21 protein-coding genes are annotated in these 19,572 nt (G+C 69.2%); 9 read left to right on the top strand and 12 right to left on the bottom strand.

Going from position 1 to position 19,572, the window contains the following annotated elements:
* Nucleotides 1–20: 20 nt before the first annotated feature.
* On the top strand, nucleotides 21–1,091 hold the full coding sequence (locus ADL03_RS42120) for a hypothetical protein (protein ID WP_157529752.1): 1,071 nt from the start codon (nucleotides 21–23) through the stop codon (nucleotides 1,089–1,091).
* Between the two features lie 797 nt (nucleotides 1,092–1,888).
* On the opposite strand, the gene ADL03_RS42125 is transcribed toward ADL03_RS42120, so the two are convergent.
* From ADL03_RS42125 to ADL03_RS42160, 8 genes are all read right to left on the bottom strand, one after another.
* Nucleotides 1,889–2,098 carry a hypothetical protein gene (locus ADL03_RS42125; protein WP_231642838.1) on the bottom strand — a complete coding sequence of 70 codons (210 nt, stop codon included), beginning with the start codon at nucleotides 2,096–2,098 and terminating at the stop codon, nucleotides 1,889–1,891.
* 388 nt (nucleotides 2,099–2,486) lie between these two features.
* Entirely contained in the window at nucleotides 2,487–3,230 is a 744-nt protein-coding gene (locus ADL03_RS42130; RefSeq protein ID WP_231642839.1) for an NAD(P)-dependent alcohol dehydrogenase, read from the bottom strand.
* Between the two features lie 226 nt (nucleotides 3,231–3,456).
* The gene (locus ADL03_RS42135; RefSeq protein ID WP_053739261.1) at nucleotides 3,457–4,128 is read right to left on the bottom strand and encodes a DUF2306 domain-containing protein; all 672 of its coding nucleotides are present in this window, start codon (nucleotides 4,126–4,128) and stop codon (nucleotides 3,457–3,459) included.
* Nucleotides 4,129–4,223: 95 nt separating this feature from the next.
* A complete protein-coding gene (locus tag ADL03_RS42140; RefSeq protein ID WP_053739262.1) occupies nucleotides 4,224–4,895 on the bottom strand; it encodes a response regulator transcription factor in 672 nt (223 codons plus the stop codon).
* Complete coding sequence (locus ADL03_RS42145; RefSeq protein WP_053739263.1) at nucleotides 4,892–6,028, bottom strand: sensor histidine kinase; 1,137 nt, start codon at nucleotides 6,026–6,028, stop codon at nucleotides 4,892–4,894. Before ADL03_RS42145 ends, ADL03_RS42140 begins: the two co-directional genes overlap by 4 nt.
* A 4-nt stretch (nucleotides 6,029–6,032) precedes the next feature.
* A complete protein-coding gene (locus ADL03_RS47855) occupies nucleotides 6,033–6,239 on the bottom strand; it encodes a hypothetical protein (RefSeq protein WP_053739264.1) in 207 nt (68 codons plus the stop codon).
* Between the two features lie 92 nt (nucleotides 6,240–6,331).
* Entirely contained in the window at nucleotides 6,332–7,516 is a 1,185-nt protein-coding gene (locus ADL03_RS42155) for an NAD(P)/FAD-dependent oxidoreductase (protein ID WP_053739265.1), read from the bottom strand.
* An 83-nt stretch (nucleotides 7,517–7,599) separates the two neighbouring features.
* Nucleotides 7,600–8,544 carry an RNA polymerase sigma-70 factor gene (locus ADL03_RS42160; protein ID WP_053739266.1) on the bottom strand — a complete coding sequence of 315 codons (945 nt, stop codon included), beginning with the start codon at nucleotides 8,542–8,544 and terminating at the stop codon, nucleotides 7,600–7,602.
* Nucleotides 8,545–8,641: 97 nt separating this feature from the next.
* On the opposite strand from ADL03_RS42160, the gene ADL03_RS42165 reads away from it, so the two are divergent.
* From ADL03_RS42165 to ADL03_RS47860, 4 genes are all read left to right on the top strand, one after another.
* A complete protein-coding gene (locus tag ADL03_RS42165; RefSeq protein ID WP_157529754.1) occupies nucleotides 8,642–9,688 on the top strand; it encodes a hypothetical protein in 1,047 nt (348 codons plus the stop codon).
* Between the two features lie 59 nt (nucleotides 9,689–9,747).
* A complete protein-coding gene (locus ADL03_RS42170; RefSeq protein WP_157529755.1) occupies nucleotides 9,748–10,749 on the top strand; it encodes an LLM class flavin-dependent oxidoreductase in 1,002 nt (333 codons plus the stop codon).
* Between the two features lie 117 nt (nucleotides 10,750–10,866).
* Nucleotides 10,867–13,029, top strand: a complete 2,163-nt coding sequence (locus ADL03_RS46335; RefSeq protein ID WP_082373995.1) for an NB-ARC domain-containing protein — start codon at nucleotides 10,867–10,869, stop codon at nucleotides 13,027–13,029.
* On the top strand, nucleotides 13,026–14,246 hold the full coding sequence (locus ADL03_RS47860; protein ID WP_157529756.1) for a hypothetical protein: 1,221 nt from the start codon (nucleotides 13,026–13,028) through the stop codon (nucleotides 14,244–14,246). Before ADL03_RS46335 ends, ADL03_RS47860 begins: the two co-directional genes overlap by 4 nt.
* Nucleotides 14,247–14,320: 74 nt before the next feature.
* On the opposite strand, the gene ADL03_RS42200 is transcribed toward ADL03_RS47860, so the two are convergent.
* From ADL03_RS42200 to ADL03_RS42215, 4 genes are read right to left on the bottom strand one after another with little or no spacing between them, the layout of a single operon-like run.
* Nucleotides 14,321–15,058 (bottom strand): zinc ribbon domain-containing protein, encoded by a 738-nt coding sequence (locus ADL03_RS42200; protein ID WP_053739274.1) that lies wholly within the window; start codon nucleotides 15,056–15,058, stop codon nucleotides 14,321–14,323.
* Nucleotides 15,055–16,194 carry a Nif3-like dinuclear metal center hexameric protein gene (locus ADL03_RS42205; RefSeq protein ID WP_053739275.1) on the bottom strand — a complete coding sequence of 380 codons (1,140 nt, stop codon included), beginning with the start codon at nucleotides 16,192–16,194 and terminating at the stop codon, nucleotides 15,055–15,057. The genes ADL03_RS42200 and ADL03_RS42205 overlap by 4 nt, the downstream gene beginning before the upstream one ends.
* Nucleotides 16,191–17,186: an Rv2231c family pyridoxal phosphate-dependent protein CobC gene (gene cobC / locus ADL03_RS42210; protein ID WP_053739276.1), complete on the bottom strand. Its 996-nt coding sequence runs from the start codon at nucleotides 17,184–17,186 to the stop codon at nucleotides 16,191–16,193. Before cobC ends, ADL03_RS42205 begins: the two co-directional genes overlap by 4 nt.
* A gap of 37 nt (nucleotides 17,187–17,223) precedes the next feature.
* Nucleotides 17,224–17,430 carry a hypothetical protein gene (locus ADL03_RS42215; protein WP_030472678.1) on the bottom strand — a complete coding sequence of 69 codons (207 nt, stop codon included), beginning with the start codon at nucleotides 17,428–17,430 and terminating at the stop codon, nucleotides 17,224–17,226.
* Nucleotides 17,431–17,493: 63 nt separating this feature from the next.
* On the opposite strand from ADL03_RS42215, the gene ADL03_RS42220 reads away from it, so the two are divergent.
* The 4 genes from ADL03_RS42220 (at nucleotide 17,494) to ADL03_RS42235 (ending at nucleotide 19,565) form a co-directional block, all read left to right on the top strand.
* Nucleotides 17,494–17,946: a low molecular weight protein-tyrosine-phosphatase gene (locus tag ADL03_RS42220; protein WP_053739352.1), complete on the top strand. Its 453-nt coding sequence runs from the start codon at nucleotides 17,494–17,496 to the stop codon at nucleotides 17,944–17,946.
* Entirely contained in the window at nucleotides 17,925–18,656 is a 732-nt protein-coding gene (locus ADL03_RS42225; protein ID WP_053739277.1) for a fructosamine kinase family protein, read from the top strand. The genes ADL03_RS42220 and ADL03_RS42225 overlap by 22 nt, the downstream gene beginning before the upstream one ends.
* A gap of 66 nt (nucleotides 18,657–18,722) precedes the next feature.
* Nucleotides 18,723–19,187: a helix-turn-helix domain-containing protein gene (locus ADL03_RS50075; RefSeq protein ID WP_369809086.1), complete on the top strand. Its 465-nt coding sequence runs from the start codon at nucleotides 18,723–18,725 to the stop codon at nucleotides 19,185–19,187.
* Nucleotides 19,188–19,565 carry a PIN domain-containing protein gene (locus ADL03_RS42235; protein ID WP_053739278.1) on the top strand — a complete coding sequence of 126 codons (378 nt, stop codon included), beginning with the start codon at nucleotides 19,188–19,190 and terminating at the stop codon, nucleotides 19,563–19,565.
* The last annotated feature ends 7 nt before the right edge of the window (nucleotides 19,566–19,572 follow it).

Here is a 19,572-nt window from a genome sequence, read left to right on the forward strand (position 1 = left end):
TGACGACAGAGAGGTGGCCGGTGCCGCACGGCACGGGCGGCGGAGTCCGGCACACGGTCGCTGCCGACCGGACGGTGCTGGCCGTCGTGCACGGCGTCGCGGCGGGCAGGCGCCTGTGCGACGCCATCACCGCGGTCGAAACATTGCCAGGAATACAGGTCGTGTTCACAAGTCCACCAGTTCCCGGCAATGGCGTGAACGAGTTCCTGACGAGGACGGGAGCGCTGACGACGCCTTGGAATCAGGCACTCCAGGACCGGTTCGACCTCACCATCTCCACCTCAGCGACCGGTGTCGACCAGCTCGGCGGCCCCGTGTTGCTGCTCCCCTCGCTCAGCGAGCAGGGGCGAATCGTGGACCACCACGGCCGCGACGCGATCACCGCGGTGCGCCGCGTGTTGAACCGGCCCATCGGGGCACGTCGGGCCCCACTCGTGATCGGCGTGCCCCGGCACACGGACCTCCACCTGCTGAGCCGCCCCTTTCCCGAGGTCGGGCGACACGCGCAGCTCGTGGGCGACCCGAGCTTCGACCGCCTGCTGCGGATCGCGGATCAGAGGACGGCGCTGCGCGCACGACTCGGCATGGCTGCAGGCGACCGCGTAGGTCTCCTGCTGTCGTCCCGGGGATCGCGCTCGCTGCTCGGGCGGGAGCCGGGAACGCTGCAGGCGATCAGCCGGGCAGGGCGTCACCGAGGTGACCGCCTGTACTGCTCGCTGCACCCCGACGTGTGGATCGGCCACGGAGTCAGGCAGGTCCGGGCGTGGACGGCAGGCGCGGTGCGGGAGGGCCTCGTGCTGATCCCGCCCCACGCCGACTGGCGTCCCGTCCTGGCCGCATCCGACTACGTGATCGGAGATCACGGGATCGTTACGTCCTACGCGGCGGCATTTGGCAAGCCTGTGCGGTTCGCCCACGCGCCCAAAGCCACCGCCCAGTCGGATCTGCAGGTCCCCACCCTGTTGCCGTCTCGCCATCCGAACCGGGTTCCCGCAGCGAGCCGATCGCTCGATCGGATCACCTCGGCGCCGTTGAGGTCCTCGGCCCTGCTCCAAAGACTGGTCATGCGCCTTCTCGGAGCGCCGATGTGAACGCCGGACGCTTGCAGCGACTGCCTCAGGGAAGGAGGTAGACCATGACGTGCACGTGCTCGCACACTCACCTGCGAGACAACGGAGGCGAGGGAGAAGGAAGCACCGGCGACCGGTAGGTGACTGGAGCGCTCCGAGCACAAGAAGGGCGTGGCCCGCATCCTTCAGACCTGGGCCACCTCCCAAGCCCATCTACAGTGTTCCATCTCAAACAACTCTGGGGCCTCAGTGCTCAGCACCATCACCGACCGGCCAATTCGGCGAGACAGCGGTTGCAGCCTCCGACGGCTCCATGCGGCTGACGGAAACAGGAACACAGACAGCAATGACATTGCCGCTGGCTTTGCACAGAAAAGACCAGGTTGAACTAGCCAGGGCTAAGAAGAGTCACACGGGTGAATACTGTGCGACTTCGTCCTCGGACGCTGGCTTTATTCCTACCAGCAGGGCGGAAGCTGCTATCGAGCGTCCGCCCTGCTGCGTTTTGGACCGTCTTCAGGCCTAGCTTCTCGTACAGTTCTTGCAGCTCATCATGCTCGCCGTGACACGTCATACTCCTCACTGCGCCGAACGCGTCGATCATCGCGTAGATCTCGGCTTGCTCCAGCCTTGACCTGGGACGCCCTGTTCGGCCGCGAGCATCTGTCCGGCGCGATGAATGGCCGGCCATGACTTTGCCCGGACGGTTTCGTGTCGGCGATCGCCCCCTGACTGGAGGCCAACGCCTCGCCGAGTCACGCGGGAGCAAGCGAAAGGGTAGGGAGCGAAACTAGGCTCTCTGTCCCCGTTCGTACTCGTCATCCGGCTCGGATCAGCGGCCCCTTGCCCGGCCGGAGCCGCAGCATGCTCGTGTGGCACTGCGTTCCCCCGTCTGCGACGAAGTCGGCCTGAGCCAGATCCTCGAAGACCTCGGTGGACAGGGGGAACTCCGGCTTCTTGAACGTGGCCCCGGAAACGGTGACCAGCTGTATCAAGTCGTACACCCGCGTGCCGACGTAAATGCTCACAACCTCGTCCAGCGCCGTTTCGTCGGTGTGCTGCAGCTGACCACGCGGAGGCCGCACTCGTCGACCTTGACCAGAAGCGATACGCGGCCGCACGTCGTCCCGTCCCACCCGCTACAAGCATCTTTTGAACGCAGGCTGGGGAAGCGGGACAGGGTCACACTTCCGTCCCATTCCCCTGTATCGAGCTGTTTACTAGCTGATTGCCTGGTTTACGCGTCCTATGCAGTCGTCCTAGCCGTCGTCGCCGGCGTCATCACCGGGACAACTCGACCAGCCATGATCAGTTCAGGTGGAGGCGCAGGCATAGAGAACAAGTCGCTCCTCGGACACCAGTTCCTGCTTGACGACGAAGGGCGGTGTGCTCAGGGTTTCCTGCCGAGGCTTTCCATCACACGGTGGTGACGACCTTCGCGCGGGCGTGTTCGGTCTCGACGTAGCGAACGGCATCGGGCACTTCGTCCAGCGAGTAGACACGGTCGATGACCGGCGTGAAGCCGCCGGACTCGGCGAGGTGCCGCAGCGCCGCGAGGATCTCCCGGTCCTGCGCCGTGGTGAGCACCAGCAGCCGGTCGCGGACGAACGGGGCCAGCAGCTTCACTCTGATCATCAGCCATATGGGACCGACGAGGCTGCTGCCGCCGGACACTCCCCCTCCGGACAGCACGATCGTTCCGCCGGATGTGAGCGCGCGCCGAAACGCGGTCAGGGAGTGGTTGCCGACCAGGTCGAGGACGAGGTCGTAGCGCGTGCCGGTTCCGGTGAAGCCGTCCGCGGTGTAGTCGATGGCGTGGTCCGCGCCGAGCGACGCCACCAGCTCGACGTTCCGAGTGCGGCACACGCCGGTCACGGTGGCACCCGAGGACTTCGCGATCTGCACGGCGAACGTCCCCACGCCTTCGGATGCCCCGTTGACCAGAACGTGCTGTCCCGGCTGGAGGTTTCCGACGTCCCGCAGTCTCTTCAACGCGGTCTGCCCGGCCAGCGGTACCGCGGCGGCCTGTTCGAACGTCAGGCTGGCGGGCCTGGTTTCGACGAGGTCCTCGGACACGTACTCGGCGAACGCCCCGTCGGCGGTGCCGAGGTCGCCGTACACCTCGTCACCGGGGCGGAAGCGCCGCATGTCCCTGCCCACCGCCTCCAGCGTGCCCGCGAGGTCCCGACCGCGGATCTTCCTGCGTGGAGCGGGACTCCGGTCCCGGTGAGTCTGGCCAAGCAGGGGTCTCCGCGCATGATGTGCCAGTCGTACGCGTTGATCGAGGCCGCGCGCACGAGCACCTCGTTGCCGGAGGCCGCCGGTGGCTCCACGTCGCGGAGCTCCAGCACATCCGGCGATCCGCACCGGTCCTGGACGACTGCCTTCACCGGGTCTCCTCGAACACGCGGTCGGCGGGGACCGGACGAGTCGGTGACGCCGGGCGGCGGATGATCCACTCCGCGACGGCGAGGTTGATGAGCCAGGCGGCGAGCATCAGTGCGGCCTTGCTGGGCCGGTCGAGCTCGCCGACGGCCACGAGCCACGCGGTCAGCGTCACCGCCTGGGTGCCGGCGGCGAGGCCGATCGCGAAACCGCGGATCATCCAGGCGCGGTGCCCGGCGACGTCACGGCGGCGGATGGCGGTGACACCGAGGACGAGGGACAGGGCCCACGCCGTGCCGAAGATCAGCCGGATGCCGGTGAGCAGAGCGCCCACGTCATCGGGTTTGGGGTAGAACACGGTCATCCACAGGCCCGACAGCGCGCCGAGGAGTCCACAAAGGACCAGAAGTCTTCCTGCCGCGCGGTGCCATCCCCGTCTGCGGCGGCGGAAGCCGGGTGCGAACTGGAAGGCGCCGAGGACGGAGTACACGGTGACGGTGATGGCGTGCAGCACCACGGGCACGGGTGAGGCGAAGAACCGCGCGTTGTCCGGTGTGATCTCCGCACCACCGCCCAGCTCGGCCAGTCGGAGAGCGCCACCGAGCACCGGGACGACGCTGAACAGGATGATCGCGGCCGGGATGAGCTTGTCCAGCTTGGCGGAGGAGGTCATGCACCAGATCGTGGCCCGTGCGGGGGTGTCACCTCATCGGCACAAGGGCCGCGATCGTCCTGGTCGATGGTGCGACCCGCTCGTCGTACTTTCGGCTACTGCCGCCGGAGTCCGCTCCGGACGCGCTTGGTCTCGTAGGCCCAGATGGCGATCTCGACCCGGTTCCTGGCACCGATCTTGGCCATCAGGCTGGCGATGTGGCTCTTCACGGTGCTGAGCGCGATGTGGAGGTCCTTGGCGACCTCGCTGTTGGTGCGCCCGCCCGCGACGGCGGCGAGGACCTGCTCCTCCCGTTCGGTGAGCGGGTCGACCGGCTGACCGGCGCGGCCGGCGGGGCCGGTGTCCGCGAAGGCCTCGATCAACCGGGCGGTGACGCTGGGGGCGATCAGGGCGTCGCCGGAGGCCGCGGCGTGGACGGCCTGGGCGAGCAGCGCGGTGCCGGCGTCCTTGAGCAGGAATCCCCTGGCGCCCGCGCGCAGGGCGGCGTAGACGTACTCGTCGAGGTCGAACGTGGTGATCACGACGACGGCGAGCGGGTCGGGGACGCCGGGTCCGGCGAGCAGGCGGGTGGCCTCGATGCCGTCGATTCCGGGCATGCGGATGTCGAAGAGGCACACGTCCGGACGCAGCCGGCGGGCCAGCTCCACGGCCTGCGTCCCGTCCGGTGCCTGGCCGACGACCTCGACGTCCGGCTGGGCGTCGAGGATCATCGAGAGTCCGGTGCGGACGATCTCCTGGTCGTCGGCGACGACGACACGGACGCTCATGCGGCCGGCCGGGTGAGCGGCAGCACCGCGGTCACGGTCCAGCCTCGGCCGGGGTTCGGGCCCGCCTCGCAGCTGCCGCCCAGCAGGCCGGCGCGTTCCGCCATGCCGATCAGCCCGTGCCCCTGGGACGAGGTGCCGCGGAGGTTGCCGGTGTCGCCGTCGTCGCTCACCCGCAGGCGGACCGACGAGTCGCCGACGGAGACGCGCACCTCGATGCGGGTGGCGTGCCGGGCGTGCCGCCGCGCGTTGGTGACCGACTCCTGGGTGAGCCGGTAGATCGCGGTCCCCACCGACTTCGGGAGGTCGTCGACGGCGCCGTCGATCCGCACATCGACCTCAGGTCCTGGCCGGCCTGGGCTCGCGAGCCGTTCGACATCGGCGACGCCGGGGCTGGGCGCCAGGTCCGCGGGGTCGTTGTGGCGCAGGGCCCGCACCATCGTGCGCATCTCGGTGAGCGCCCGCGACGCCTCCGACTCGATCAGGCCGAGCGCCTCGACCGCCGCCTCCGGCCGGGACGCCACCGTCGCGAGCCCCGCCTGGGCGCGGATCGCCATCGCCGACACGTGGTGCGCCACCGTGTCGTGCAGGTCCCGTGCCAGCCGCTCCCGTTCGAGCAGCTTGACCTGGTCGAGCTCCCGTGCCCGCGCACGTGCCCGGTACCGCACCGCGGCACCGAGGGCGCACGCCGCCCCGAGCACGGCGCTTCCGCTCACCGCCTCCCCCACGCCGAGGAAGCCCAGCGCCGCCGACAGCCCGACCTTGCCGAGCATGACCGCCAGCCCGATCACCGCCTCACGCCCGGAACCCCAGCGGAACAACGAGAACGGGAACAGCACCATGAAGACCATCACGGTCAGCTCGGGCTCGCCCCCGAGCACCAGCGAGGCGGCCGCAGCAACACCGAACACGACGGCGACGGCGACCAGCGGCCTGCTGCGGCGCAGTAACAGCAGCGGCAGCAGCCCCACCGCCAGGACCAGCGAACCGGTCCGCGAGCTCAGGTCCGGCCGCAACAACGCCTCGAGCACCGCGACCGGCAGGAGCACGGCGACGAGCGCCCAGTCCCACCACAGCCGCGCCGCCGGACGCACCGGCCGGGGCTCATCCCACACCGACCGCAGAAGGGCGAACACGACCTCATCGTACGAGAGCCGGCACCAGGACAGACCAGTTCGAAGTACGAGACGCCGTGACGTCATCAGCCGCGGCGATCGCCGACCGCCGATCGTTGGCATCGAAGTGGAACAGATCCCCGCTGGCGACCTTCACGCTGTCGGGGAACTCGTCGTGGCCGCGGGTGACCGCGGTGACGGCAGTGCCCTCGCGCAGGAGCAGGTTCAGCACTGGCGTCCCACGACGCCGTTGGCGCCGGTGATCAGCATCATGGCGGTCGTTCCGCTGCGCCCGGCGGGGTCTGGCTGATGTGGACGGTCGTGTCACGCCGCAGTGGTGAGGCGTGCTTCGGCCGGAACTGCGCGGAGGCGGCGGGTCGGGAGCATCATCGTCGGGTGGGCGACGCTCCAGGCCGCGGTCTTGCAGATCAGCTCCTTCAGGCGCGCGGCCGTCTTGCCGGTGACCGCGGCCGGCTTGGGCTGGTCGTCCGGCGTCACCCACTGCACGACGGCGTCGTGGCGGCCGAGGCTGATGCACTGGGCCGAGTAGCCGATCTTGTTCTGGGGCAGCTCGCGGCCGGTCAGGCGGGCGGTGATGGCGTCGGCGGCCAGGTGGGCGGTGGGGACGCCCGAGGCGCACGACATGCGCAGCGGGGTGCCGTTCGCGCCTGGGGCGAGCGCGGCGTCGCCGACGGCGTAGACGTCGGGGTGTGAGACCGAGCGCATGGTGTCGTCGACGACGATCTGGCCCGCGTCCGACACCCGCAGGGTCGTGGCGGCGGCGATGGGGTGGACGGCGAAACCGGTGGTCCAGACGGTCACCTGGGCCGGGATCGTGCGGCCGTCGGTGGTGAGCGCGCCGGTCGGCTCGACGGCGGCGACGTCGGTGTGGTCGTGCACGGTGATGCCGAGGCGGTCGAACGCCTTGCGCAGGTGGCTTTGCGCCTTCTCGCTCAGCCAGTCGCCCAGGCCGCCGCGGGCGGCGAGGGACACGGCGAGGTCGGGGCGGGCCTCGGCGATCTCGGTGACGGCTTCGATGCCAGTCAGGCCGCCGCCGACGACGAGGACGGTGGCGCCCGCGGCGAGCTCGGCCAGGGTCGCCCGCAGTCGCAGTGCGGCCTGCTTGCCGGCGATGTGGTGGGCGTGCTCGGCGACTCCGGGAACGCCGTGGTCGGTGACGGTGCTGCCGAGCGCGTAGACGAGCGTGTCGTAGGCGATCTCGGCGGGACCGTCGGCGTCGGCGATGCGGACGGTCTTGCGTTCGGCGTCGACGGCGGTGACCCGTGCCGTCTTCACCTGCACGCCCGTGCCCGCGAAGACTTCGGTCAGCGCGCGGGGCTTGAGGTCCTGGCCGGTCGCGAGCTGGTGCATGCGGACCCGCTCGACGAACTCGGCGTCGGCGTTGACGAGGGTGATCTCGGTGTCGGCGGGGTGCAGCCGCTTGGCGAGGCGCCCGGCGGCGTTGGCCCCGGCGTACCCGGCCCCGAGAACGACGATGCGGTGCTTCATGGTTTCGCTCCTGTCCGGTTCGGTGTGTGCTCCCTGAACCGGACAGCGCCGCGAAACCTGACAGCAGCCGCGTGTGACCTGCGTCACCAGTCGCCGGAGAGTGCCTCCCGGTGGTCGGACAGGGCCCACCGGCGGCTCGCGCGGTCGAGTTTCGCGGGGTTCGCCTGGGCGTGGACGGCCGCGATGCCGTCGGCGGTCACCTCCAGCGCGACCACGCCGGCCACCCGGTCGCCGACCACCATCACCAGAGCGGGCACGCCGTTGGCGACCGCGGCGTACAGGTCGGGGCGGCCGCCGACCATCTCCCACTTGGCCTCGCTGGGCTTGAACAGCGTGCGGAGGAACCTCGCCACCCGCAGCGCGCCGACGACCGGGTGCGGCGCCGACACGACCACGCCGCCACCGTCGCCGATGCTGATCGCGTCGTCGGTCAGCAGCCGCACGAGCGACTCGGTCTTGCCGCTGAGCGCCGCGGCGAGGAACTCCTCGACGATCTTGCGGGCCGCGGCCGCGTCGACCTCCACCCGCGGCCGGTCGGCGGCGAGGTGCTGCTTGGCACGGCGGTAGATCTGCTGGCAGTTCGGCTCGGTCAGGTCGAGCACCCCGGCGATCTCGGCGTGCGAGTGGCCGAACGCCTCGCGCAGCACGTACACGACGCGTTCCTTGGCCGAGAGCCGTTCCATCAGCGTGAGCATCGCGATCGAGACCGACTCGCGCTGCTCGACGGTGTCGGACGGGCCGAGCATCCGGTCACCGGCGAAGACCGGCTCGGGAAGCCATTGCCCCACATAGGTCTCGCGCCGCGCCCGCGCCGAGGTGAGGCGGTTCAGGCAGAGGTTGGTGAGCACCTTCGTCAGCCACGCCTCGTGCGTCTCGATGGCCGTCCGGTCGGCGGACTGCCAGCGCAGGAACGTGTCCTGCACCGCGTCCTCGGCATCGGTGGCCGACCCCAGCAGGCGGTACGCGATGGCTTCCAACCGCCCCCTGGCCGCCTCGAACACCTCGACCTCATGCGCGCTGACCAGCATGATCCCAGTCAATCACCCACGCTGGTGGTCGTGGGGCGGTTGTGACACTCGCCTTCCGGCGCGGTAACAAGCGAGTCACCGCGCGCGAACGATGGTCGTGCACACCGAGACACGAAGCGTCACCATCGCCACGGCCGTCATCGCGTTGGTCATCGCTGTCGGCGTCAACGCCGTCAGCGCGGCCATCGCCCCGGAGTGGTCGCGGAAGAACGTCCTGTGGCTCGCCGTCGCGGTCTTCGTCTTCGCCGTGGGCACGGCGTTGGTGTTGCGCCGTTGGCGCGCAGGGACGTCGCTGGCCGGGGCACGGGCGGTCGCGGCGGTGGACACCGGCGACGGTGTGCTGGAGGTCCTCCAGGTGTCCAGGTCGGGCTCCATCCTGGTCAGCGGCCACGCCGAGAACGGCGAGTGGTCGGCGTGGAACGACCTGCGAGCGGGCGGAAAGGCGTGGGACGTCGCGGCTGTGGTGCCGGCCAACGATGTCGTCGAGTACTTCGTCGTGGACACCGAGGGTGTGTTGCGGACAGCACGACGGGACCGCGGGCAGTTGTCGGCCTGGCACCCCGTGCCCATCGCCGGGGTGCGTGGCCAGCTCGTGCGGATCGCTGCCACGAGCCTGATGCCGGGACACCGCGAGGTGTTCGCGGTCACCGACGGCGGACGGGTGCTGCACGCGTGGAAGTGGGACGGCACGCCGTGGTCAGCCTGGTCCGACGCCGGGCTGGCCGGGTGCATCGACGTGGCGGCCTGTTCGCAGAGGGACGGCGTGCTCGACCACTTCGCGGTCGACCGGGACGGTGCCGTGTGGCAGCGGTGGTACGCGGACGAGCAGTGGCACGACTGGGAGAACTGGGGCCGGCCCGGGTCTGCGGCGCGAGCGGTCAGCGCGTACCGCAAGGCCGGGGGGTTCCAGGAGGTGGTCGTGGCCGGCAAGTCCGGCGACCTGGGAAACCGGTGGTACAGCGAGGAGGAGGGCTGGTCCAGCTGGGGAGTGCTGGACACGCCGCCCGCCGGGCTGGACGACGTGGCGGGCGGCACGACCAGTGCTCACCACATGCACTGCGTCGGGGTCGGCAAAGGCGGTGACCTCTGGAGCATGTCGTGGTCGGGTTGGTGGTCGTCCTGGCGGGCCGTGCCGAAGGCCTGAGCGTTCCACGATGTGAGCGCCGTGGCGAGGTAGTTGAGATGTCACCTAGCCTGGCGGGCATGCCGTTGCGAAAGCTGGGTTTCCTCACGATCGGGTCGTTCGACGAGCACGACCCGGCCGCCGGGCACGCGTCCACCCTGGACCTCATCGAGCTCGGCGAGGAGCTGGGCTTCGACAGCGCCTGGGTGCGGCACCGGCACCTGCAGCACGGCATCTCCTCCCCGGTCGCGGTGCTCGCGGCGGCCACGCAGCGAACCAGCCGGATCGCGCTGGGCACGGCGGTGATCCCGCTGGCCTGGGAGAACCCGCTGCGGCTGGCGGAGGACCTGGCGACGGTGGACGTGCTGTCGGGCGGGCGGGTGAACCCCGGCGTCAGCGTGGGGCCGCCGATGCACTGGGACGACGTGAAGGGTGCGCTCTACCCGGACACCGCGGAGGTCGAGGACTTCGGCTACGGGCGGCTGGAGCGGTTCCTGCGGTTCGTGCGCGGGGAGAAGGCCGCGTCGTTCAGCGGCAAGGAGGGCATCGAGGTCTGGTCGGACCGGGTGCAGCCGCACTCGCCGGGGCTGAGCGAGCGGCTCTGGTACGGCGGCGGCAGCCTGCGGTCGGCGCGGTGGGCGGGTGAGCACGGCATGAACCTGCTCACCAGCAACGTGGTGCAGGCCGAGGAGTCCGAGGACTTCGCGCTGATCCAGCACGCGCTCGTCCGCGAGTTCCGCGCGCACCACCCCGACGGCGACAAGGCGCGGGTGTCGCAGGGGCTCGTGGTGATCCCGACCGACTCGGCCACGCCCGAACAGCGCGCGAAGTACCAGCGGTACGTGGACGAGCGCACGCCGCGGACGGCGAGCCCGGTCGGGCCGCGCAGGATGATGTTCGCGCGCGACCTCATCGGCACCTCGGAGGAGATCGCGCGGCAGCTCGGCGAGGACCCCGCGTTCCGGGAGGTCGACGAGGTGGCGTTCGCGTTGCCGTTCAGCTTCGAGCACGCGGACTACGTGCAGCTGCTCACCGACATCGCCACGAAGCTGGCTCCCGCGCTGGGCCGGCCAGCTTCGTGACCTCGGTACAGGTCGATGCTGAATCCCCAGCCGGGCGTGTTGATTGGACTCCAAACGGCTGACCGGTCCCCCTAAGCTCCCTGTGGAGCCGCTGACCGCACAGCAGTTGGGGGGCGTGTGACTTCCGACGACGAACCATTGGCCGAACGCCTCGACCAGCAGACGCTGAGCTCCGCAGCTCACGTTGACGGCAACCTCGTCCAGGCCGGATCCATAATGGGTGGCGTCCACCTGCACCGGACCCCGGCTGACCAGGCCTCGCCTGTACCGCGGCAACTCCCGCCACCGAGCCTGCACTTCGTCGCCAGGGTTGATGAGATCAGGCAGCTGAGCGCGTTGGCCACGCGCTCGTCGGCGTCAGCGCCGGTGCTGGTTGTGATCAGTGGTCCTGGCGGTGTCGGCAAGACAACCCTCGCGTTGAACGCCTTGCACCCACTGACCAATGCGTTCAAGGACGGTCATCTCTACGCCGACCTGAGGCCGAGCGGCACTGAGGCGAATGTCGAGGCAGGCGAGGTGCTCGGCCAGTTCCTGCGCGCGCTGGGCGTGCCACCCGAGAAGATCCCGATCGGACTCGCGGAGCAACAGGCACTCTTCCGCACGATCACGGCACAGCGCTCAAGCCTTCTGCTCATCGACAACGCCACGTCCGCGGCGCAGGTCTACCCGCTTCTACCCGCGGGTTCGAGCATGACCGTCGTCACCAGTCGACAACGTCTTGGAGCATTGGTCGCCGCCGGGGGCCATCTCGTCAACCTCTCTCCTCTCGGCCAATCCGAGTCACTCGAGCTGCTGGAAAGAACGATCGGTGCTGATCGAGTGGCTCGCGAACCACATGCTGCGGCCGAACTCGCTGTCCTGTGCCACGGCATGCCCATCGCACTGTGCGGAGCCGCCGCGCGACTTGGAAGCAGGCCTGAGCGATCGCTCGCGAGAGAAGTCGCGGAACTGCGCGACGAGCATCGACGCCTCAGCGTGCTGTCGATCGATGAGACGCTGTCCGTGCAAGCCTCGTTCGACCTCTCTTACCGCGAGCTACCCCCTCAGAGCAGGCGGCTCTACCGCCTGCTGAGCTTGCACCCAGGCCTGAACTTCTCGCTGGCAGTCGCCCAGTCCGCTGCAGGACTTTCAAAGCACACAACTGAATACTTGACAACATCACTGGTCGACTCAAGTCTTCTGGAAGAGACCGGCGACGACCGCTTCCGGTTCAACGACCTCATCAGAATTCATGCACGCGAGTGCTGCCGACGACACTCCAGGAAAAGTGATCAGGTAGCCGCTCGCGGACGTATAGTCGAATGGTACGTGAACACGACACGAAACGCCGATCGCGTGCTCACGCCCTATCGAACACCGCCGGAATATCTCAATCAACACGGTCCGAGCGCTCCTCCCGAATTCCCAGACCGGGCAGCCGCTCTTCGGTGGCTGGACGAAGAACGAGCAAATCTCATGGCCGTCACCCGCAGCGCACACAGCAACGGCATGGCCGAGGCAACCTGGCACCTTTGTGATGCACAGTGGTCGCTTTTCCTGTACCGGCGACACTATCGGGATAGACTGGAGATAGATGAGATCGGTGTAGCGAGCGCACGGTCCTGGGGAAACCGAGCCGCTGAGGCAGACATGCTGAAACGCCAAGGTCGACTCCTCGGGATGATGGGAAAACTCACTCAAGCAGTCGAGTGCCTGACCGAAGCGGCGACCATAAACCGGTCGATCTCGAACCGACGCGGCGAAGCGGATTCCATCGCCGATCTCGCTCGAGTTCATCTCGACCACGGCGACGCCGCTGCCGCAATCCGGCACCTCGACATCGCGCTTCGAATGCATCGACAACGAGGCGACGACAGAGATGTCGCTCTTACCCTCGTCGCCGCTGGTCTCGCACGTCTTGATGCGGGCGATGTGAAGAACGCGTTGTCCGAGCTGAAAGAGGCACACCGCATGCTCGGCGAACATGTGGACGGAGATCCTTACAACTTCGCGAGGGCTTCGATCGCCCTCGGCAAGGTGAACGTGCGTCTCGGAGAGCACGGGAGCGCGCTTCACAACTTGCAGGAAGGCCTCGCCCTCATGGAGAGGTTCGGCTCTGAATACCATCTGGCGGAAGTGTGGGCTCTACTGGGCCAGCTCGCAGAAGCGAGCAAGGAAGACCACCAGGCGACCGAACACTACAACAGGGCACTGCGGATCTACGTGGCGCTCGACGCCAGCGAAGCACGTGAGATCGAGAGCCGGATCCAACGGCTCAACGCCAGCAGAGGACTTCCATGAGACGGCAAGATGAGTGGCTCGAAGTGCCGATCGGGTCTAACGCCGAGCGTTGGCGGACTCGACTTCCCGACCGCACGGCCCTAGTTGTCGCCCACTCCGTCACGGCGCTCCAGCGGCTCTTGGACGTCACCGCCCTGTTCGACGGCGATGAACGGGTGCAAACCTTGTTCACCCAGGGACCTGGCGTTTTCTCAGCCGGCGTGCCTGAGCTCCTCGAGCGACTAGGTGCCGTTGTAGTGCCTTGGCAACAGGCAGTGCACACGACATTCGCCATAGCACTTGCTTCTGGACATTCCGGTCTTTCCGAAATCCAAGCACCCATTGCAATTTTCCCACACGGTGCCGGCTACAACAAGTTCATATCGAGCAATCACGGATCGACTGATCATGTTCTACCGGTTTACGGCGTGAGCAAGACGAATCTCGTTCACGACGGGCGGGTCGTTCCGTCGACAGTCGTGCTAGCGCACGAAGACGAGCTCACCGTTCTGAAAGAACAGTGCGCTCAAGCCCTGCCGGCGGCACTCGTGGCAGGAGATCCGTGCTTTGACCGTCTTCTGCTGACCAAGTATCGGCGTCCGGAGTACCGCACCCGGCTGGGGCTGGCCCCCGGCAGGAAGCTCCTGGTGGTCAGCTCTACCTGGGGGCCTGGTTCTCTGTACAGCACGGACGACATTCTGGATCGAGTTGCTCGCGAGGCAGCGACGGACGAGGTCGCGGTATTGGCGATGCTCCACCCCAACGTGTGGTTCGGCCACGGGCCCTGGCAGATTCGCGCTTGGTTCAAGCGTTACCGCCAAGCCGGAATCCGCCTGTTGGAGCCGCATGCCGACTGGCGATCGTATCTCATGTGCGCTGACTGGTTCATCGGCGATCACGGCTCCGTTTCCCTGTACGCCATGACCGCCGAACCAGCCCAGTTGCGAACGGACTTCCACCTGAGATCAGTCGTTCCGGGATCGGCAATGGCGCTTCTGCACGCTGCTGTGCCGACCGCCGACGCGGCCACGCCACTTTTCGAGCAGTTCAGGCGGACCGATCTCGTGACCGGTGTGCGGGACAACTCTGCTGTGATCAACCGGATTACCTCGGAACCGAACTCATGCGCCCAGAACCTTCGTTCAATGATCTACGCACACATGAAGCTCGATGAGCCCCAGTTCGCGGCGAAGCTCGAAGAAGTGCCGCCGCCGGACAACCTGTTCCGCGATCACTGACACAGCCGCAGAGGTCCGACACGCCGGTCAAGCGGAAGCGGACATCTCTTCCGCTTGACCAAGCACGTGCTGGTTCAGGCGCCCGGCTGGGCGATGCGCACGAGGATCGCGCCGCACTCCTCGCAGCGCACGACCTCGTCCGCCGCGGCGTCCTTGACCTTCGACAACGCGCTGCGGTCGAGCTCGATGCGGCACGCGCCGCAGCTGCGCGACTGGAACACGGTCGCGCCGACGCCGCGCTGCGCGCGCTGGCGGTCGTAGAGCTTCAGCAGGTCGTCGGGGAAGCCCTTGACCATGACCGAGCGGTCGGCGGTGCGCCGGGTCTCGGTCGCCTCCAGGTCGGCCAGTGCGGCGTCACGGCGGCGGGCCGCGTCTTCGAGGCTCTGGCGGGCCTTGTCGAGCTCGACGCGGGCGAAGGAGGCGTCGGCCTCCACGGCCTCGCGGCGTTCCATCAGCTCCAGCAGGTCGTCCTCCAGGATGCCCTGGCGGCGCTGGATCGTGGCCAGCTCGTGTTCGAGGTCGGTGAGCTGCTTGGCGCCGACGGAGCCGGACTGCATCAGCTTGCGGTCGCGCTCCGCACGGGCCCTGACCTGGTCGATCTCGGTTTCCTGGCGCTTGAGGTCGCGGTCGAGGTCGGTGAGCGTCGTCTCGACGGCCACCAGCGCGTCCTGCTTCGTGCGCACCAGCTGCTCGACCTCGGCGATCTCCGCGATCTCCGGCAGCGTGCGGCGCCGGTGGGTGACACGCGCCAGTTCGGCGTCGACCTCGGCCAGGTCGAGCAGCCTGCGCTGCACTGCGGGATCGGCTTTCACGCATGTCCTCCTGTTCGGCTCGTCGCACCGACGGTCCACGGATCGGTCCGGCGCGTGGAGACGAGTACGTCGACGGTACCGCCGAAGGCGCCGCGCAGGATTTCCGCCGCCTGCTCGCACCACGGCCACTCGCTGGCCCAGTGCGCAACGTCCACGAGCGCGGGGCCCCCGGACTCGACGTGCTCGGAGGCCGGGTGGTGGCGCAGGTCGGCGGTCACGTAGGCGTCGACGCCCGCGCGGGTGGCGTTCGCCAGCAGGCTGTCGCCCGCTCCGCCGCAGACCGCGACCCGTTTGACCAGGCGTTCCGGGTCACCGGCGGCGCGCACGCCCTGCACGGTCGGGGGCAGCGCGTCGGCCACGCGCTGGGTGAAGACGCGCAACGGCTCGGCTTCCGGCAGCTCGCCGATGCGGCCCAGCCCGGTGTCGCCGGGCAGGTCCGCGATCTCGTGCACCGCGAAGCCGGGCTCCTCGTAGGGGTGCGCGGCCCGCATCGCCGCCACGACCGCGGCACGCCGGTGCCGGGGCAGGACGGCCTCGACGCGCGTCTCCTCGTGCCGGGTGAGCTCGCCCACCTCGCCGATCGCCGGAGTGGCGCCGTCGAGCGGGCGGAACTGGCCCACGCCACGGGTGAGCCACGCGGCCTCGGCGTAGTCGCCGACCCGGCCCGCGCCGGCGTCGGTCATCGCCTTGAGCGCCCGCTCGGCGTCGCCGACCGGCAGGTAGGTGCTGAGCACGTCCATCGGCGGGCGCGGCGTGGCGTCGAGCGGGCCGGTGACCGTGAGGCCGATGGCCTTCGCCAGCGCGTCGGAGACGCCGTTGAGCGCGCTGTCGGCGTTGGTGTGCGCGCAGTACAACGCGATGCCGTTGCGGATCAGCTTGTGCACCAACGCACCCTTGGGGTCGTCGGCCGGAACCCCGTTGACCCCGCGCAGCAGCAGCGGGTGGTGGGTGACGAGCAGCTGCGCGCCCGCCGCGACCGCCTCGTCCACTGTGGACCGGGTCGGGTCGACGCAGACGAGGACCTTCGTCACCTCCTCGGCCGGGTCACCGCAGACCAGGCCCACCGCGTCCCACTTCTCCGCGGTCTTCGGCGGATACGCGGCTTCCAGCACCGCGATCACGTCGGCGAGCTTCACGCCAGTTCCTCCATCACTACCCGCAGCGCGTCCACGAACACCGCGAACTCCTCCGGCGGCCGGATCGCGACGCGCACGTACGTGTCGTCCAGTCCGGGGAACGTGTCGCAGCGGCGCACCGCGATCCCCTTGTCCCGCAACGCCGCGTGCGTTCCCGGCGGCACCTTGAGCAGCAGGAACGGGGCTTTCGGCGGCACCACGACGAGGTCTCGCAGCTGCTGGACGGCATGCGCGGTGTGCTCGGCGGCCTCGCGCGCCAGCCGTTCGGACTCCTCCAGGGCGGCGGGCTCGCAGCACGCCGTGATCGCTTCGAGCGTGAGGCTGCCGACCGGCCAATGTGGACGGCCGAACGCCAGGCGCTCCAGCGTCTCCGGGTCGCCGAGGAGGTAGCCGGCGCGCAACCCGGCCAGGCCCCAGGTCTTGGTGAGGCTGCGCAGCACCAGCACGCCGGGGTCGCCGGCGAGCGACTCCGGCTCGCCGGGGACGGCGTCCATGAACGCCTCGTCGACCACGAGCCGGCCGGGCAGCCGCTTGACGCGTGCGGCGTCGTGCAGCACCGACGTGGGGTTCGTGGGGTTGCCGACGACGGTCAGGTCGACGTCGGCGGTGACCTCGGGCAGCGTGAAGTCGCCGCTCAGGGTGATCCGTTCCACCGGGACACCGGCGTCGCGGAACGCGACCTCCGGCTCGGTGAAGCCGGGGTGGACGATCGCGACGCGGCGGGGCGCGAGCTTCGGCAGCAGCGCGAAGCCCTCGGCGGCACCGTTGAGCAGCAGCACCTCGTCGGGTGAGCGCCCGTGGCGGCGTGCGACGGCCTCACGGGCGCGTTGCTCCGCTGCTGCGGACGGGTAGCCGCCCAAGTGGTCGAGCGCGGCGGCCAGCCGGTCGCGCAGCCAAGCGGGCGGGTGCGGCACCCGCACGTTGACGGCGAAGTCGGCCAGGCCCGCCGCGGCGTCGACGTCACCGTGGTGGCGCAGGTCTGGGCTGGTCATCGCGGCAGATACTAGGCGACCAGCCCAGGCGCGCGTCTCACTGCATGTAGCGGCGGAGCTCGGTGAGGTGGCTGATCAGCTCGTCCAGCTGGAACGCGTCGAGCTGCGCGGACTCACCGGGCGGGGTGCGGAAGCACACACGCCCCTTCTCGTTGAGGTACACCTCGAACGCACGACGGCGCCCGAGGGCGTCGGTGCACCCGATGATCTCCCGTTGCGGGGGCACGTCAGTACCGGTCTGCATGGGCGGCCTCCATGTCGTTTGTCCGTACATCTTGCGACAAGGGTTGAGCGTTACCGTGTGGCGGTGAAGGTCGCCTTTGTCTGCACCGGCAACATCTGCCGGTCCCCCGTGGCAGCGCTCGTGTTCCGTGAATGGTTGTCGCGCGAAGGATTGTCCTCGCACGTCGAAGTGTCCAGCGCGGGCACCGGCGGCTGGCACGTGGGTGACCCGGCCGACTCCCGGGCGCTGAAATCGTTGGCGGACAACGGGTATCCCACCAACCACGTGGCCGCCCAGGTCGGTCCCGAGCACCTCGACGCCGATCTCCTGGTGGCACTTGACTCCGGTCACGCGCGCGCGTTGCGCCGGATGGTCGACCCCGACCGCGTCCGGTTGCTGCGCTCGTTCGACCCGGACGCGGACGGCGTGGACGTGCCGGACCCCTACTACGGCGACCGCGCCGGGTTCGACGAGGTGCTGGTGATGGTCGAGGCGGCGATGCCGGGGTTGCTGGCGTGGGTCCGCTCCCGGCTCTGAGGCGCAAGGTCCAGTCTCCGCAGGCCACGGCCGCGGAGGCCGCCGGCCTGCGCTGGTTGCGCGTCGACGGCGGCCCGCCGGTGCCACGCGTGCACTCGGCGGACGGCGGCGAGCTGGTGATCGACGAGATCCCGACCGGCCCGCCGAATCTTCAGGCAGCCGTGACCTTCGGCCGCCGCCTGGCCGCACTGCACCTGGCGGGCGCTCCGGCGTTCGGCGCACCCCCGCCGGGCGGGCCGCGGCTCGCCACGATCGGCAACGCGCCGATGGTCAACGAGCCCGCCGACTCGTGGCCGGAGTGGTTCGCGTCACAGCGGATCGAGCCGTACGCGGTGCGGGTGGGACTGGACCTCGGCGAGCTGTACGCGCGGATCGCCGACCTCGCCGGTCCGGCCGAGCCGCCCGCGCGGCTGCACGGGGACCTGTGGAGCGGGAATGTGCTTTGGGGCGCCGACGGGCAGGTGTGGCTGATCGACCCGGCGGCGCACGGCGGGCACCGGGAGAGCGATCTCGCGATGCTGCGGTTGTTCGGGTGCCCGTTCCTCGACCACGTTCTCGGTGCGTATCAGGAGGTTGCTCCTCTGGCTGACGGGTGGCGTGCGCGCGTCGGCCTGCATCAGTTGTTTCCGCTGCTTGTGCACGCTGTTTTGTTCGGGGGTGGGTATCGGGCGCAAGCGTTGGCGGCGGCCCGTGCGGCGCTGCGAGGATGAGGTTGGGAGACCACCCGGCGGGGCGTTGCGTTTATTGCGAATGCTGCGGATACTTCGTTCAGGGAGGTGGCGCAGTTGAGTGCGGCATTGCAACCGGTCCAGCCCGGCCGGGAGGACGTCGTCGCTGCTGACGCGGCGCTGAGCAGGGTGAAGGAGTACCTGCACAGTCACCCGCAGCAGACGGACGTGGTCCGGGTCCGGGTCGAGGAGGACGACACCGTGCTGGTGCTGCCGCGCGCGGCAGTCGAGCTGTTCACGCAGATCCTCGCCTACATGGCGGCCGGTCACGGGGTGTCCGTCGTTCCCGCCGACGCGGAGCTGACGACGCAGCAGGCCGCCGACCTGCTCAACGTCTCGCGGCCGTACGTGATCGGCCTGCTCGAAGCCGGGGCGATCGAGTACCGGAAGGTCGGCAAGCACCGGCGGGTCAAGGCCGCGTCGCTGATGGAGTACATGCGCAACGACGACCAGCGGCGCAGGCAGGCGGCCGACGAGCTGTCCGCGCTCACGCAAGAGATGGGCATGGCCTGAGTGAGCTTCGTCGTCGTCTACGACGCCAACGTCCTCTACCCGAGCACACTGCGCGACCTGTTGATCCCGTCGCTGACGTTGCCCGATCCCCACGACCGGCACGTGCTGGCAGCCGCGATCAGGGCGCGCGCTCAGGTGATCGTCACCGACAACCTCAAGGACTTCCCGGCGGCGTCGTTGCGCCAGTGGGACGTCGATCCCAAGAACGCGGACGACTTCGTCTGCGACCAGATCAGGCTCGACGCGAAGGTGGTGTGGAGCTGCGTCCAGCAGATCGCCCACTCCTGGCGCACCCCGCCCGGCACGATCGGCGACGTGCTCACGTCACTGGAGCGCTGCGGCCTGGTGCAGGCCGTGGCCGAACTCCGCGCACTCTGACCGGTCA

It is taken from the genome of Nocardia sp. NRRL S-836 (assembly GCF_001279525.1).
GTDB lineage: Bacteria > Actinomycetota > Actinomycetes > Mycobacteriales > Pseudonocardiaceae > Lentzea.

Excerpts from the sequence above, each read along its gene's own strand:
- ADL03_RS42135 (WP_053739261.1), bottom strand. The coding sequence starts at position 4,128 with ATGACCTCCTCCGCCAAGCTGGACAAGCTCATCCCGGCCGCGATCATC.
- ADL03_RS42140 (WP_053739262.1), bottom strand. The coding sequence starts at position 4,895 with ATGAGCGTCCGTGTCGTCGTCGCCGACGACCAGGAGATCGTCCGCACC.
- ADL03_RS42155 (WP_053739265.1), bottom strand. The coding sequence starts at position 7,516 with ATGAAGCACCGCATCGTCGTTCTCGGGGCCGGGTACGCCGGGGCCAAC.
- ADL03_RS42160 (WP_053739266.1), bottom strand. The coding sequence starts at position 8,544 with ATGCTGGTCAGCGCGCATGAGGTCGAGGTGTTCGAGGCGGCCAGGGGG.
- ADL03_RS42170 (WP_157529755.1), top strand. The coding sequence starts at position 9,748 with ATGCCGTTGCGAAAGCTGGGTTTCCTCACGATCGGGTCGTTCGACGAG.
- ADL03_RS47860 (WP_157529756.1), top strand. The coding sequence starts at position 13,026 with ATGAGACGGCAAGATGAGTGGCTCGAAGTGCCGATCGGGTCTAACGCC.
- cobC (WP_053739276.1), bottom strand. The coding sequence starts at position 17,186 with ATGACCAGCCCAGACCTGCGCCACCACGGTGACGTCGACGCCGCGGCG.
- ADL03_RS42215 (WP_030472678.1), bottom strand. The coding sequence starts at position 17,430 with ATGCAGACCGGTACTGACGTGCCCCCGCAACGGGAGATCATCGGGTGC.